Below are 13193 nucleotides of genomic sequence, written 5' to 3'. Positions count from 1 at the left end.
GCGAAACCGGACAGGGAGTTTTGACAAGGTTTTGTGAAAGGCGCCTTCGCCTCAGCCGCCCTGGGTCAGCACCAGACCGCCCGAACGTTCTCGAACGACGAAGCCGTGCAGGTCGGCCAGGGCGTCCAGATCCTCGCGCGGGGTGTCCAGCCGCACCCGGCCCGTGATGCGTTTGGACTCCAGGGCCGGGCTGGCCACGACGATGGCGACGCCGCTGCGCCGTCTCAGCGCCTCGACCACGCGGTGAAGCGGCCAATCGCGCGCCTCGATCCAACCGCCCCGCCAGTCGCCGGCCTGGGCGTCGAAGCCGCTGACCGATCCGACGACTCCTCGGGTCAAATCGGCCTGTTGATTGGCGTTCAGCGTCGCCACCCCCGTCTCACCCTTCAGTCGAACCGTGCCGGAATAGACCTGAACGGCGGCCTGATCGCCGGAGATGCTGACATTGAAGGTGGTTCCCAGATCGGTCAGCGAGCCGTGATCCAGCGCAAGGACGAAGGGCCGTTCCGGGTCGTGGCGGATGTCGAACAGGGCCTCGCCCCGGATCAGCCGCGCATGTCGTCCGCCGCCTTGCTGCGCCAGGCTCAGCCGGGTGTCGCCGTTGAGGTGGATTCGGCTGCCGTCCGACAGGGTGATCGTCCGCAGTTGTCCGGGCGCTGTGGCCACCAACAGAGGCGACCTAGGCGCCGCGACCGGATAGAGCCGCTCGCGCAGCGGCGGCGCGCTCAAGACGCCGGCCAGCAGCAGGCCGGCGACCAGGGCGGCCGCCAGGGCCGGCGTCCAGCCCCGGACCGGGCGTGTGAAGGCCCCTGCGCGCGCCTGGGGGCGCAACCCGACGACCTTGGGTCGGGCGTCGTGCAGCCGCATGGCCTCGACCAGCGCGGGATCGCGCATCGTCTGATCGATCTGATCATAGGCGCGCCTGTGTTCGGGCGAAGCCTGGAGCCAGTCGTTCAAAGCCTCGGCGCCGCCGCCCTGGTCCACCCACCGCGCGGCCTGATCTTTGAGGGAGGAGGTCATCTCTGGTCGATCGCTTCGCACAACTGCCGCATGCCGCGCACGATGTGTTTTTCCACGGCATCCGGCGTCAGGTCCAGAGCCTCGGCAATCTCCGCATGAGTCTGGCCGTGCAGTCGACGCCGGATGAAGACTTCCCGACGCAGCGGCGGCATCTCTTCGAGCAGTTGGACGAACTGTTGAAGCCGCTGTTTGTGCAGCAGCATCTGGTCCGGCAGGGGCGCATCGCTGCTCTGGCCGTCGCTCAAGGGCTCGGCCTCGACACGGCGACGGCGGCGGAAGTGGTCGCGCATGACGTTCCAGGCGATGGTCCTGGCCGCCGCCGAGATGTTCTGGACGGCGTGTCGACGGGAAAACAGCAGCAAGCGGACCAGGCTTTCCTGCACCAGATCCTCGCGCACGCTCTCATCTCGCACATGACGCGACAGAAATCGCATCAACGGCCGGCGCTGCCCGTCGATTTCCAAGGCTTCGGAGAAGCGCGCGTGATCGTCCAAGACTGTCGCCCGTCTCTCCAGACCCGGAGCCGGGCTTAGCAGGCGCTTTTGACAGACTCATAACGCCTCGACGGCCGCCCTCGGCTTTCAACCAAAGATCGGCCCAAGAGGGCGAAACCGCTCGGAAAAGCGCGACCGCGTTTCACCCTTCCCGCATCAGGCGGCTGATTTGGCGCGGCGCCTCGCCCGGCGAACAGGGCCGAATCCAGCGAATTCAGCGCCTGGGGCCGGGGTGTCGGCCATCATTGGACCTCCAGCGCGTCCAGCCGTCCGCGCAGCATCTGCAGCATGGCCGAGAAGTCGCGGCCGCCGTGGCCCAGGCCGTCGAACAGGGCGTAGAGGGCCTCGGCCTGGGCGCCCAGGGGGGTGGAGGCGCCGGACTTGGCCGCCGCGTCCTGGGCCAGTTTCAGATCCTTCAGCATCATGGCGGTGGCGAATCCGCCCTGATAGCCGCGGTTCGACGGGGCGGCGGGTACGGGGCCGGGCCAGGGGTAATAGCTGGTCACGCTCCAGCACTGGCCCGAGGATTTGGAGGCGATCTCGAAGAAGCGCTCCGGGTCCAGGCCCAGCTTCTCGGCCAGGGCGATCGCCTCGCACGCGCCCAGCATCGAAATGCCCAGGAGCATGTTGTTGCAGATTTTGGCCGCCTGGCCCGCGCCGTGATCGCCGGCGCGGATGGTGATCCGGCTCATCGGCTCCAGCGCCGCCTCGACCCGGGCGAAGTCGCCCTCGTCGCAGCCGACCATGAAGGCCAGGGTTCCCGCATCGGCCGCCGCCGTCCCGCCCGACACCGGCGCGTCGGCGAAGGCGTAGCCGGCCGCCTTGGCCAGGCCCGCCACCTTGCGCGCCGTCTCCACGTCGATGGTGGAGCAGTCCAGCAGCAGGGCGCTGGACGGCGCCGCCCCAATGATCTGTTCGGCATAGACCTTATGCACATGGGGGCCGGCGGGCAGCATGGTGATCACCACCTCGGCGTCGCGCACGGCCTCGGCGACCGAAGCCGCAGGCGTGCAGCCGGCGGCGGCAGCCCTGTCCAGGGCCGCCTGCGACAGGTCGAAGGCGGCGACGGCGTGGCCGGCCTTGGCCTGGTTGGCGGCCATGCCCCCGCCCATATTGCCCAGGCCGATGAAGGCGATCTTGGTCATGGTCTCTCTCCCTATTGTCGCCCGCTCATCCCCGCGAAAGCGGGGACGCTGTCAGGGCAGCGGCGTCCATTGTTCATGTTCAGGCAGAGGCGCGAACAGGGCGGCCAGCGTCGCCTCGGTAACGCCCGACAGGTCCGCAGGGGACCATTTCGGCGCATTGTCCTTGTCGACGATCACCGCGCGGACACCCTCCTGGAAGTCGTGGGTCCGCACCATCCGGCCGCCCAGGGCGTATTCCATCGCCATATTGTCGGCGAAGGCGGTCAGCCTGGCCCCGGTGCGGATCTGGCGCAGCGAGACCTTCAACGACTGGGGCGACTTGGTCTTCAGAACCGCCAGCTGAGCCAGGGCCCAGTCCGAACCGTCCGCCTCCAGGGCTGCGAAGATCTCTTCGACCGTGTCGAAGGCGAACAGCCGGTCGATGGCCGCGCGGTGGTCCGAAAGGCCCGGCGGAATGCGGAAGTCGTAACGTTCGGCGACCGCGATCGGCGCGTCGCCCTTCACTATGTCCGCCTTCAGCGCCTCGATCTGATCGGACGGAACATAGTGGGTGTGGATGCCTAGTTCGATCGTCTGTTGCGCCTTCAGCCGCGCCCCCGTCAGCGCCAGCCAGACGCCGGTCTGGCCCGGCAGGCGTGGCAGGAACCAGCCGCCGCCGACGTCCGGGAACAGGCCGATGCCCGTCTCGGGCATGGCGTAGGTGGTCCGCTCGGTGGCGACGCGGATGGCGGCGGGTTCCGATATCCCGACGCCGCCGCCCATGACGATCCCGTCCACGATCGCCGTGATCGGCTTGGGATAGTCGAACATCAGATGGTTCAGCCGATATTCCGCCAGGAAGAAGGCCCTGGCCTCCGACGCATCGCCCGCCCCGCTCTCGGCGAGCGTGCGGATGTCGCCCCCGGCGCAGAAGCCGCGCTCGCCGGCATGGTCGATCAGCACCGACGTGACCGCCGCATCGTCGCGCCAGGCCAGCAGGGCCTGGGTCATGACCTCGCACATCGGCCGGTTCAGCGCGTGGATCGCCTTGGGCCGGTTCAGGGTGATGCGGCCCACGCCGTTCTCGATGCGGGCGATGATTTCGGCTTCGGTGGTCATTCTCGGCTCAATCCCGCAAATCAAAAACATCGACGCCGACGGCGCGGCAGGCGTCCAACAAGGCAGCGTCTCGGGAGGCCAGCGCCCCCCCATTGCCCAAGGCATGAAGCAGATAGGCGGTGTCGAACAGGCTGAGTCCGTGCGTCACGGACGGACCGATCAGGGCCAACGTCGCCTCGCTGTCCCTGGGAGGCGTCACGCGAATGTCCAGCTGACCCAGCTTCTCGCGCAACGGGTCAAGATCGGCGCGGCCTCGCCCCACCCGCAATGAGATGAAGTTGCCGATCTCCCACGCGAACACATCCGGCGCCGTCCGATAAATCGCCTCGTCCAGCAGCAATCGATCCGCCGCCCGTGTGCGCTGTTCGGCGAACAGCCAGCTGATCGCGCAGGAGGCGTCAATCGTGACGGTCTTCATCGCGGATCACTTTTTTAAGCTCGTCCCAGCTCATCTCCGCCAGGGTCGAGTCTATGGGTTGGGCGTCGCGCCAGGCGATGATCTCCTCGGCTATGGCGCGGCGTTCTTCCGGCGACCGGGTCCGGCGCTGCGGCGACGCCGGCACGATCTTGACCGCCGCCCGCCCCCGTCGCGTGACCAGCACCTCTTCGCCCGTCCGCTCCACCTCGGCGATCAAGCTGGTGAACGAGGTCTTGGCTTCCAGCACTCCGATCTCACGCATGGCTCCGCCTCCTGACCATTATGGTCAGAACATAAACCGTCCAAGGGGCTGGAGCCATAGGCGGCGTCATGACCGCCCCATCTCCCGCGCGATGATCACCCGCATGATCTCATTGGTCCCTTCCAGGATGCGGTGGACCCGCAGATCCCGCACGATCCGTTCCAGCGGATAGTCCTTCAGATAGCCGTAGCCGCCGTGCAGTTGCAGGGCCTCGTCGGCGATGTGGAAACAGGCGTCGGTGGCCATTCGCTTGGCCATGGCGCACCATTTGGTCTTTTCCGGATGGTCGGCGTCGATGGCCCAGGCGCCGCGCAGCACCATCAGCCGCGCCGCCTCCAGGTCGGTCGCCATGTCGGCCAGGCGGAACTGCAACGCCTGGAACTCGCCGATCGGCCGACCGAACTGTTTGCGGGTGGCGACATAGTCCTGCGCCGTCTCCAGCGCCAGCCGCGCCCCGCCCAGGGAACAGGCGGCGATGTTCAGCCGCCCGCCGTCCAGACCGGCCATGGCGTAGCGGAAGCCCGCCCCCTCCTCGCCCAGCAGATTGGCGACGGGCACGCGGCAGTCGTCGAACTGGACGATGGCGGTCGGCTGGGCGTTCCAGCCCATTTTCCGCTCCTGGGCCCCGAACGACAGGCCGGGCGTCCCGGCCTCGACGACCAGGGCGCTGATCCCCTTGGGGCCTTCGCCGCCGGTGCGGACCATGACGACATAGAGGTCGCTGGTCCCCGCGCCCGAGATGAAGGCCTTTGAGCCGTTCAGCACATAGTGGTCGCCGTCGCGCACCGCCGTGGTCCGCAGCGCCGCCGCGTCGGAGCCGGAGCCCGGCTCGGTCAGGCAGTACGAAGCGATCTTCTCCATCCCGACCAGCGACGGCACGAACCGCGCGCGCAGAGCGTCCGACCCGAACCGGTCGATCATCCAGGTCGCCATATTGTGGATCGAGATGAAGGCCGCCGTCGCCACATCGCCGCGCGACAGCTCCTCGAAGATCAGCGCCGCCTCGACCCGGCCGAGCGCCATGCCGCCGTGTTCCTCGGCCGTATAGATGCCGCAGAAGCCCATCTCGGCCGCCTGTTTCATCACTTCGACGGGGAACTGCTTCTCCTCGTCCCAGCGGGCCGAATGGGGCGCCAGCTCGGCCTCGGCGAAGGCGCGCGCCGCGTCCTGGATGGCGCGTTGGTCGTCGGTAAGGGCGAAGTCCATCTATCGTCACTCCCCGCCCCGACCCCGTCACCCTCGGGCTTGACCCGAGGATCGGAGGCGGGCGCGTCTGTTCATCCGCGTCGGCGCACAAGCGCGGACAATCCGGCCCTCGGGTCAAGCCCGAGGGTGACGGCGGCGAAGGGTCAGCGCATCGTCGGAATGACGAACGAACTGTCCGAATGCTCCAGGGCGCTGTCGGGCCAGCGGGCGGTCACGGTCTTGGTCTTGGTCCAGAAGCGGACCCCTTCCATGCCGTGCTGGTTGATGTCGCCGAAGGCCGAACGCTTCCAGCCGCCGAAGGTGTGATAGGCGACCGGCACCGGGATAGGCACGTTTATCCCGACCATGCCGACATTGACCCGGGCGGCGAAGTCGCGGGCTGCGCGGCCGTTCTGGGTGAAGATGGCGACGCCGTTGCCGTACTGGTGGTTCGACGGCAGGGCCAGGGCCTCCTCGAAGGTTTCGGCGCGGACGATCTGGAGCACCGGGCCGAAGATCTCCTCCTGATAGGACGACATCTCGGGCTTCACATGGTCGAACAGGGACGGGCCGATGAAATAGCCCTTCTCATGCCCCTGCAGGCTGAAGTCGCGACCGTCGACGACCAGTTCGGCGCCTTCCTGGACGCCCTTCTCGATCCAGCCGGCGACGCGCTCGCGGTGCTGGGCCGTGACGACGGGACCGTAGTGGGCGCCGGCGTCGGTCGAGACGCCGACCCGCAGCGAGGGGATTTCGGCGACCATCCGTTCACGGAGTTCGTCCGCCGTCTTCTTGCCGACCGGCACGACCACCGGCAGGGCCATGCAGCGCTCGCCGGCCGAGCCATAGGCCGCGCCCGCCAGATCCTTGATCACCTGATCCATGTCGGCGTCAGGCAGGACGATCCCGTGGTTCTTGGCCCCGCCCATGGCCTGGACCCGCTTATGGTTGGCCGCGCCTGTCTGATAGACATAGTGGGCGATGTCGGACGAGCCGACGAAGCTGACGGCGTGGACCAGGGGATGGGTCAGGATGGCGTCGACCGCGGTCTTGTCGCCATGCACCACGTTCAGCACGCCGTTGGGCGCCCCGGCCTCCAGCATCAGTTCGGCCAGCCGCACCGGCACCGACGGATCGCGTTCGGACGGCTTCAGCACGAAGGTGTTGCCCACCGCGATCGCCACGCCGAACATCCACATCGGGATCATGGCCGGGAAGTTGAACGGGGTGATGCCCGCCACCACGCCCAGCGGCTGGCGCATCGAATAGACGTCGATGCCGGGCCCGGCCCCTTGGGTGTATTCGCCCTTCAGCGCATGGGGGATGCCGCAGGCGAACTCGATCACCTCAAGCCCGCGCTGGATGTCGCCCTTGGAGTCGGCGATGACCTTGCCGTGCTCGCTGGACAGCAGTTCGGCCAGTTCGTTCATGTTCGCCTCGACCAGGCGTTTGAAGTCGAACATGACCCGGGCGCGACGCTGGGGATTGGTGCTGGACCAGCCCTCGAAAGCGTTCTGGGCCGCCTGGACGGCGCGATCGACCTCGCCGGCCGCGGCCAGCTGGACCCGCGCCTGAACCGCCCCCGTATTGGGATCGAACACCTCGCCGAACCGGCCCGACGCGCCCGCGAAGACGGCGCCGTCGATGAAATGGTTGATGTCGCGCATGAGCGTTCCTGCCTTTTTTTATCTTGCCCAGACCTAGACTGTTCATCTACGGACTTGAACTGCGTTTTTGCGTGTTTGAGATTGCATTTCCGCATGTTCGATTGGGACGATCTCCGAGTGTTCCTCGCCGCAGCCCGCAGCGGCTCCCTTTCGACAGCGTCCATCCGGCTCGGGATTGACGCGGCGACCGTGGGCCGCCGGATCGCGAGGCTGGAGTCGGCCCTGAAGGCCACCTTGCTTGTGAGGTCCAAAAGCGGCCTTCGGCTGACAGCCGCCGGCGCCTACCTCCTCGAAACGGGCGCCCAGGCTGAGGTGGCGATGGAAGCTGCGGCGAGCGTCGGCCATCCCGATCGCATCGCGGGCACCGTGCGGATCAGCGCCGCCGAGGGATTCGGCGCCACCATCCTGGCGCCTGCCCTTTCCGGGCTTCGCCGACAGCATCCTCATCTCCGGATAGAACTGGCGGCCAGTTCGGGCTTTCTCTCTCCCAGCCGTCGCGAGGTGGATATGGCCGTCACCCTGAGCGCGCCCGACAGCGCTCGCCTGGTCGTGGAGCCGCTGACGCCCTATCAGCTCGGGCTCTACGCCTCGCCGGAGTATCTCGAGCGACACCCGACGCCCCAGGACGCCAATGACCTGACCGGGCACGACATCGTCGGCTATGTCGAGGATCTGATCTATGCGCCGGAGCTCAGGTATCTCGATGAGGTTTCACCGGGTTTGAAGCCCGTCCTTTCCTCTTCATCCATCCGCGCGCAGAGGGAAATCATCGCCGGGAACGGGGGAATCGGCGTCCTGCCCTGCTTCATGGCGACCGGCCTCCAACGCGTGCTTCCAGACCTCTGGATAGAGCGTCGTTTCTGGCTCAGCACCCACCGGGAGGTCCACGGCAGTGCACGGATCAAGGCTGTTCACGCCTGGATAAAGGACATCTGCGACATGCACCGCACACGACTGTCTCCCCACGAGCGTCGCGGGTCCGATCAGGACCGTCCGGCTCGACAGGGATCGAAGCGGCGCTGACGGCCGCTGTCCCGCGCATCATCGCGTTTGAGGACGGTCTCGCCTATATAGCGACCCTTCCTCCTGGACTCGCATGTTCCGGACGGGAGCTTCGAATACCTCGCCATTTTCGTGTGCGCCCTGCGTGCGTGAGATGTCGAAAAGCCGGAAACAACGTCGCAAACCGGCGCAAGATCGAGCGCACAGTCTGCCAACCAAAGTTTTGATATTACTGAACAATGCCTATAACCCACGCACGTAGGCTGTCCGTGGCCCCGATGATGGACTGGACCGACCGGCATTGCCGGGCGTTTCACCGCGCCCTCAGCGCGCGGGCCCTGCTCTATACGGAGATGGTGACGGCGCCGGCGGTGCTGCATGGGGATCGGGATCATCTGCTGGGGTTCGATGCGGTCGAACATCCGGTCGCCCTGCAACTGGGCGGGTCCGATCCTGAAGAACTGGCCCAGGCGGCCAGGATCGGCGAAGCCTACGGCTATGACGAAATCAATCTGAACGTCGGCTGTCCCTCGGACCGGGTTCAGTCGGGCCGGTTCGGCGCCTGTCTGATGCGCGAGCCGGCGCTGGTCGCCGACTGTATGGCGGCGATCCGGGAGGCCGTGTCCGTGCCCGCCACGGTCAAATGCCGGATCGGCGTCGACGACCAGGACCCCCAGGTCAGCCTGTTCGCCACCGTGGACGCCTGCGCCGCCGTCGGGATCGAGGTCTTCATCGTCCATGCGCGCAAGGCCTGGCTTCAGGGCCTGTCGCCCAAGGAGAACCGGGACGTGCCGCCCCTGGATTATGGACTGGTGCGCCGGCTGAAGCGCGAGCGGCCCCAGCTGAACATTTCGATCAACGGCGGGATCGCCGATCTGGATCAGGCCGAGACCCTGCTGGACGACACCGACGGGGTGCGGCTGGACGGGGTGATGCTGGGCCGGGCCGCCTATCATGAGCCGGCCCTCCTGGGTCAGGCGGATCGGCGCCTGTTCGGGGCCGAGACGATCGACGTCGACGCCTTTACGGCGCTGGACCGTTATCGCCCCTATATGGCGGCCCGGCTGGCGGAGGGGGTGCGGCTGGCGGCCATGACGCGCCACATGCTGGGGCTGATGCACGGACGGCCGGGCGCGCGGGCCTTCCGCCGCATCCTGACGGTCGAGGCCATCCGGCCGGGCGCTGGGCTGGAGGTTCTGGACCGCGCCGCCGAGGCGGTGCGCGAGGCCGAGGCGCGGCGCGACGCGGCGGCCTGACGCCCAGCCGGGACGGGAACCGTCCGGGTCGCCGCGCCTTTCAGCGTCGAACCCTTTTCGCGACCGGAGTCCGCCATGAAGCTCATCGCCCTCGCCGCCGCCGCGGCCGCCCTCCTGCCCGCCGCCCAGGCCGCAGCCCAGACGCCCGTTTCCAGTGCGGAGCGGGGCCGGTTCGCCCTGGGCGCCCAGGTCGGCACGCCGGGCGCCGGGCTTCAGGCCCAGTTCGCCGTGAACGACTATCTGGTGCTGCGCGGCGGCTATGACGCGCTTCAGTGGGACCGCGACGACACCTATGACGGCATCGACTATGAGGCCGACATCGACTTCAAGTCGCCGGGCGCCTTCGTGGATCTGCATCCGTTCAAGAACCCCTTCTTCGTCTCGGCCGGCGCCTATTTCGGCACGCGCAAGGTCGATCTGAACGCCACCCCGACCGAGCCGGTCAATATCGGCGGCCTGGTCTTCACCCCTGAGCAGGTCGGAACCCTGACCGGCCGCATCGACCTGGAAAGCACCGCCCCCTTCGTCGGCCTCGGGTTCGACAACACCTTCACCCATGACGGGCGCTGGGGCCTGCGGCTGCTGGCCGGCGCGGCCTTCGGCGATGCGCCCCAGGTCGATCTGAACGCCGCGGGCGGGACCCTGTCCGACCAGCCGGCCTTCCAGGATCGTCTGGCGGAAGAGGAGCGTGAGATTCAGGCCGACGCCGACGACTACAAGGTCCTGCCCGTCGTGCAGATCGGGCTCAACTACCGGTTCTGATGGTGAAGGCGCCCCGCGCCTGCTAAGGGCGCGGCATGTTCGGCCTGCCCCTGTCTGAAATCGCCCTGCTGGTTCTGGCCCTGATCGGGGCGGGGCTGTTCGGCGGGATCATCGCCGGCCTGTTCGGGGTGGGCGGCGGCACGGTTCTGGTGCCGGTGCTGTTCTACGCCTTCACTGTCCTGGGCGTGGGCGGCGAGGGCGATCTGCACACCGCCATCGGCACCTCGCTGGCGACCATCGTGGTCACGGCCCTGCGGTCCCTGGCCGCCCACCGCAAGCACGGGGCCGTGGACGAACAGGTGCTGCGGACCTGGACGCCCTGGGTGGCCCTGGGCGCCGTAGCGGGGGCGGCCATCGCCGGCGTGACCTCCATGGAGGGGCTGGCCCTGGTTTACGGCGTCCTGCTGATCCTGGTGGCGGCTCAGATGGGCCTGCTGCCCGAGCGCTACGTGCTGCGCACGGACATGCCGACGGGCTGGACCCGAGGCGTCCTGGGAAGCCTGATCGGCCTGTTCTCGGCCATGATGGGCGTGGGGGGCGGCAGTCTGGGCGGCATGACCATGACCCTGTTCGGCCGGCCGATCCACCAGGCGGTGGCGACGGCCTCGGGCTTCGGGGTCGCGATCGGAGCGGCGGCGGCGGCCGGTTTCGTCGTTTTCGGCTGGGACGCGCCGGGCCGCCCGCCCCTGTCGCTCGGCTATGTCAATCTGCCCGCCGCCGTGATCATGGGGATGATGACGGCCCTGTCGGCGCCGCTGGGCGCGCGGCTGGCGCACCGGCTGGATCGGCGCGTCCTGAAAAAAGCCTTTGCAGTCTATCTGTTGGCGACAGCCCTATCGGTCGTCATCAAGGCGTTTTGAGCCGCGCCCCTTTCTGGCCACAAGTCCCGGCGACAAAACGCGCGCCGGCGGCGTTGGGAGCCGGCGCCTCTATGAGCAAATCGGATGATCGGCGCCTCCGCTGCCTTCGCCTTGTTGTGGACCGCTCTGTCCTCGGTTTCGAGCGAGCCAGTCCCTTACAATGTCGCTGTCGCGGCGGATGCAGCCAGGGTTGAAACCCCGGCGGACGACATCGGTTCCCCCGATCTGGAGGCTGCGGCCCTGACGGAGGAACAGGCCGAGCTTATGGCCGGCGATCCCGACTGGCGCGCCTCGGCCCGGCTCTATCATGCGGGCGGCGGCGGAGCGACGGGCAATGATTCCCTGGGTTGCCGTCCCATCGCCATGCGCACCGTGGCGGTCGATCCCCGCGTCATTCCGCGTCGCACCAAACTCTTCATCCGCGAAACCGTGGGGATGCGTCTGGCCGACGGTTCGATCCATGACGGCTATTGGTACGCCTCCGACACCGGCGGGGCGATCAAGGGTCAGAAGATCGACCTCTATACCGGGAACGGCCGCGGCTCGATGGCCCAGGCGCGTCGTCTGAACATGCGGACCCTGACCATCGCCGACGCCGGTCGTTTCGACGGCTGCCCCCCGGCCTGGGAAAGCGCCGCCCGCTAAATCACCTTCAAGACGTTAAAAACGCCGGCTCCGTCAGGGGCTGGCGTTTTCATGTGCGGGATTTGCGAAGGCTTAGTCCAGTTCGCTGACCTTCAGCGTCGACTGGACCATGTCGTCGCCATAGGTGCCGACCCAGACGTCATAGCGGCCGCTCTGCGGATTGGTGATCTGGACCTTGGGGTTCAGACTGCCGCCGCTGTCGTCGTCGCAGTACCAGCGGCCGTTCGGCGTATTGATCAACAGGGTGGTGTCTTCCGACGCCTCGACCAGGAAGGTCAGGTCCAGATTTCCCGCCTCGAAGAAGACCTGATAGTCGGGCGCCGCGCTGACCGAACCTTCACAGCCCGCCTTGGCGTTGGCGGCCGGGACCGAGCCGCCGGCCAGGATCGACTTTTCGTGGGGATCGGGGGTGAAGCCGGTGCGCAGGCGCACCGAGCCGTAGTTCGGCTCCTTATCCGTATCGGGGCTTTCGCCGCCGCCGCTGCTGGAGCCGCCCAGTTCGCTGACCTCCAGCGTCGCCTGGACCATCTTGTCATTATAGGTGCCCAGCCAGATGTCGTAGCGGCCGCTCTGCGGATCGGAGATCAGCACCTGAGGGTTCAGATCGCCGCCGCTGTCGTCGTCGCACAGCCACTGACCGTCGGGCGTATTGATCAGAAGCGTGGTGTCTTCCGAGGCCGTGGCCCGGATGGTCAGGTCCAGTTCGCCGGCCTCATAGGTCAGTTGCAGATCCGGCGCGGCGCTGACCGAACCTTCGCAGCCCGAACGGGCGGCCGAGGCGGCCACGGAACCGCCCGCCAGGATGGACTTGGTCCATGGATCGGGGGTGAAGCCGCTTTCCAGCTCCACCTCCCCATAGTTGGGCGACAGGGTGAAGTCCGGGCGGCTTCCCGACTTCTGGGCCAGGGCGACGCCCGGCGTAAGCATAAGGGCGGCGGCGGCCGCGGCGGCGATGCGTTTCATGAAGCGTTTCCCCTTCCCTGCGGCCCCTCGCCGCACCTTCTGCATAACCCATTTTCCAGAAAGGCGCAGCTTCCGAAACCCAGGGCGCGCGGTCAGAATTTGCGTCGGCCCGACACCGTCTCGAAGAACAGGCGGAAGTCGCCCATCAGGCTCCACAGCGGATATTTGAAGGTGGCAGGCTTGTTCTTCTCGAAGAAGAAATGTCCGACCCAGGCGAAGCCGTAGCCGACCAGGGGCATGGCCAGAAGCCACCAGGGATTCAGGGTCACGACGAAGGCGAGAAGGGCCAGGATCACCAGTCCGGTGCCCATGACGTGGATGCGCCGACAGGTCCGGTTGGAATGCTCATGGATGTAATAGGGGTAGAAGGCCTCGAACGAGGCGTATCGGCCCTGGGGTTCGGACGGCGTGGTCAT

General features: G+C 67.4%; 15 protein-coding genes. 5 read left to right on the top strand and 10 right to left on the bottom strand.

Annotated elements, in window-relative coordinates; translation table 11 throughout:
• Positions 1-51: 51 nt before the first annotated feature.
• The 8 genes from AC07XS_RS07290 to AC07XS_RS07255 form a co-directional block, all read right to left on the bottom strand.
• Complete coding sequence (locus AC07XS_RS07290) at positions 52-1020, bottom strand: FecR domain-containing protein (RefSeq protein WP_182714141.1); 969 nt, start codon at positions 1018-1020, stop codon at positions 52-54.
• A complete protein-coding gene (locus tag AC07XS_RS07285; protein ID WP_182714142.1) occupies positions 1017-1514 on the bottom strand; it encodes an RNA polymerase sigma factor in 498 nt (165 codons plus the stop codon). Before AC07XS_RS07285 ends, AC07XS_RS07290 begins: the two co-directional genes overlap by 4 nt.
• Positions 1515-1756: 242 nt before the next feature.
• On the bottom strand, positions 1757-2659 hold the full coding sequence (mmsB, locus tag AC07XS_RS07280; protein WP_182714143.1) for a 3-hydroxyisobutyrate dehydrogenase: 903 nt from the start codon (positions 2657-2659) through the stop codon (positions 1757-1759).
• A 51-nt stretch (positions 2660-2710) separates the two neighbouring features.
• Positions 2711-3757, bottom strand: a complete 1047-nt coding sequence (locus tag AC07XS_RS07275) for an enoyl-CoA hydratase/isomerase family protein (RefSeq protein WP_182714144.1) — start codon at positions 3755-3757, stop codon at positions 2711-2713.
• Between the two features lie 7 nt (positions 3758-3764).
• Positions 3765-4175, bottom strand: coding sequence for a type II toxin-antitoxin system VapC family toxin (locus AC07XS_RS07270; protein WP_182714145.1), 411 nt, complete (start codon positions 4173-4175; stop codon positions 3765-3767).
• Positions 4156-4437, bottom strand: coding sequence for a type II toxin-antitoxin system Phd/YefM family antitoxin (locus AC07XS_RS07265; RefSeq protein WP_182714146.1), 282 nt, complete (start codon positions 4435-4437; stop codon positions 4156-4158). Before AC07XS_RS07265 ends, AC07XS_RS07270 begins: the two co-directional genes overlap by 20 nt.
• A 66-nt stretch (positions 4438-4503) precedes the next feature.
• On the bottom strand, positions 4504-5643 hold the full coding sequence (locus AC07XS_RS07260; protein ID WP_182714147.1) for an isobutyryl-CoA dehydrogenase: 1140 nt from the start codon (positions 5641-5643) through the stop codon (positions 4504-4506).
• A 143-nt stretch (positions 5644-5786) separates the two neighbouring features.
• The gene (locus tag AC07XS_RS07255; RefSeq protein ID WP_182714148.1) at positions 5787-7289 is read right to left on the bottom strand and encodes a CoA-acylating methylmalonate-semialdehyde dehydrogenase; all 1503 of its coding nucleotides are present in this window, start codon (positions 7287-7289) and stop codon (positions 5787-5789) included.
• A 93-nt stretch (positions 7290-7382) separates the two neighbouring features.
• Between AC07XS_RS07255 and AC07XS_RS07250 the strand changes: the two genes are divergently transcribed.
• From AC07XS_RS07250 to AC07XS_RS07230, 5 genes are all read left to right on the top strand, one after another.
• Positions 7383-8312, top strand: a complete 930-nt coding sequence (locus AC07XS_RS07250; RefSeq protein ID WP_054764807.1) for a LysR family transcriptional regulator — start codon at positions 7383-7385, stop codon at positions 8310-8312.
• 218 nt (positions 8313-8530) lie between these two features.
• The gene (dusA, locus tag AC07XS_RS07245) at positions 8531-9547 is read left to right on the top strand and encodes a tRNA dihydrouridine(20/20a) synthase DusA (protein WP_054764806.1); all 1017 of its coding nucleotides are present in this window, start codon (positions 8531-8533) and stop codon (positions 9545-9547) included.
• Positions 9548-9622: 75 nt separating this feature from the next.
• Positions 9623-10309, top strand: a complete 687-nt coding sequence (locus AC07XS_RS07240) for a hypothetical protein (protein ID WP_182714149.1) — start codon at positions 9623-9625, stop codon at positions 10307-10309.
• A gap of 35 nt (positions 10310-10344) precedes the next feature.
• Complete coding sequence (locus AC07XS_RS07235; RefSeq protein ID WP_182714150.1) at positions 10345-11169, top strand: sulfite exporter TauE/SafE family protein; 825 nt, start codon at positions 10345-10347, stop codon at positions 11167-11169.
• 84 nt (positions 11170-11253) lie between these two features.
• Entirely contained in the window at positions 11254-11814 is a 561-nt protein-coding gene (locus AC07XS_RS07230) for a 3D domain-containing protein (protein ID WP_082382608.1), read from the top strand.
• A gap of 72 nt (positions 11815-11886) precedes the next feature.
• Here AC07XS_RS07230 and AC07XS_RS07225 read toward each other — a convergent pair whose 3' ends face one another.
• Entirely contained in the window at positions 11887-12777 is an 891-nt protein-coding gene (locus AC07XS_RS07225; protein WP_182714151.1) for a hypothetical protein, read from the bottom strand.
• 92 nt (positions 12778-12869) lie between these two features.
• The gene (locus tag AC07XS_RS07220) at positions 12870-13193 is read right to left on the bottom strand and encodes an Mpo1-like protein (RefSeq protein ID WP_182714152.1); all 324 of its coding nucleotides are present in this window, start codon (positions 13191-13193) and stop codon (positions 12870-12872) included.

The organism is Brevundimonas sp. GW456-12-10-14-LB3 (assembly GCF_059424365.1).
The sequence above is the reverse complement of the archived record's forward strand: the minus strand, read 5'-3'. Positions and strand labels throughout refer to the sequence as shown.

Bases quoted from the DNA above. Each gene is read 5' to 3' on its own strand.
- AC07XS_RS07290 (WP_182714141.1), bottom strand. From the start codon at position 1,020: ATGACCTCCTCCCTCAAAGATCAGGCCGCGCGGTGGGTGGACCAGGGC.
- mmsB (WP_182714143.1), bottom strand. From the start codon at position 2,659: ATGACCAAGATCGCCTTCATCGGCCTGGGCAATATGGGCGGGGGCATG.
- AC07XS_RS07275 (WP_182714144.1), bottom strand. From the start codon at position 3,757: ATGACCACCGAAGCCGAAATCATCGCCCGCATCGAGAACGGCGTGGGC.
- AC07XS_RS07270 (WP_182714145.1), bottom strand. From the start codon at position 4,175: ATGAAGACCGTCACGATTGACGCCTCCTGCGCGATCAGCTGGCTGTTC.
- AC07XS_RS07265 (WP_182714146.1), bottom strand. From the start codon at position 4,437: ATGCGTGAGATCGGAGTGCTGGAAGCCAAGACCTCGTTCACCAGCTTG.
- AC07XS_RS07260 (WP_182714147.1), bottom strand. From the start codon at position 5,643: ATGGACTTCGCCCTTACCGACGACCAACGCGCCATCCAGGACGCGGCG.
- AC07XS_RS07255 (WP_182714148.1), bottom strand. From the start codon at position 7,289: ATGCGCGACATCAACCATTTCATCGACGGCGCCGTCTTCGCGGGCGCG.
- AC07XS_RS07250 (WP_054764807.1), top strand. From the start codon at position 7,383: ATGTTCGATTGGGACGATCTCCGAGTGTTCCTCGCCGCAGCCCGCAGC.
- dusA (WP_054764806.1), top strand. From the start codon at position 8,531: ATGCCTATAACCCACGCACGTAGGCTGTCCGTGGCCCCGATGATGGAC.
- AC07XS_RS07240 (WP_182714149.1), top strand. From the start codon at position 9,623: ATGAAGCTCATCGCCCTCGCCGCCGCCGCGGCCGCCCTCCTGCCCGCC.
- AC07XS_RS07235 (WP_182714150.1), top strand. From the start codon at position 10,345: ATGTTCGGCCTGCCCCTGTCTGAAATCGCCCTGCTGGTTCTGGCCCTG.
- AC07XS_RS07230 (WP_082382608.1), top strand. From the start codon at position 11,254: ATGATCGGCGCCTCCGCTGCCTTCGCCTTGTTGTGGACCGCTCTGTCC.
- AC07XS_RS07225 (WP_182714151.1), bottom strand. From the start codon at position 12,777: ATGAAACGCATCGCCGCCGCGGCCGCCGCCGCCCTTATGCTTACGCCG.
- AC07XS_RS07220 (WP_182714152.1), bottom strand. From the start codon at position 13,193: ATGACCACGCCGTCCGAACCCCAGGGCCGATACGCCTCGTTCGAGGCC.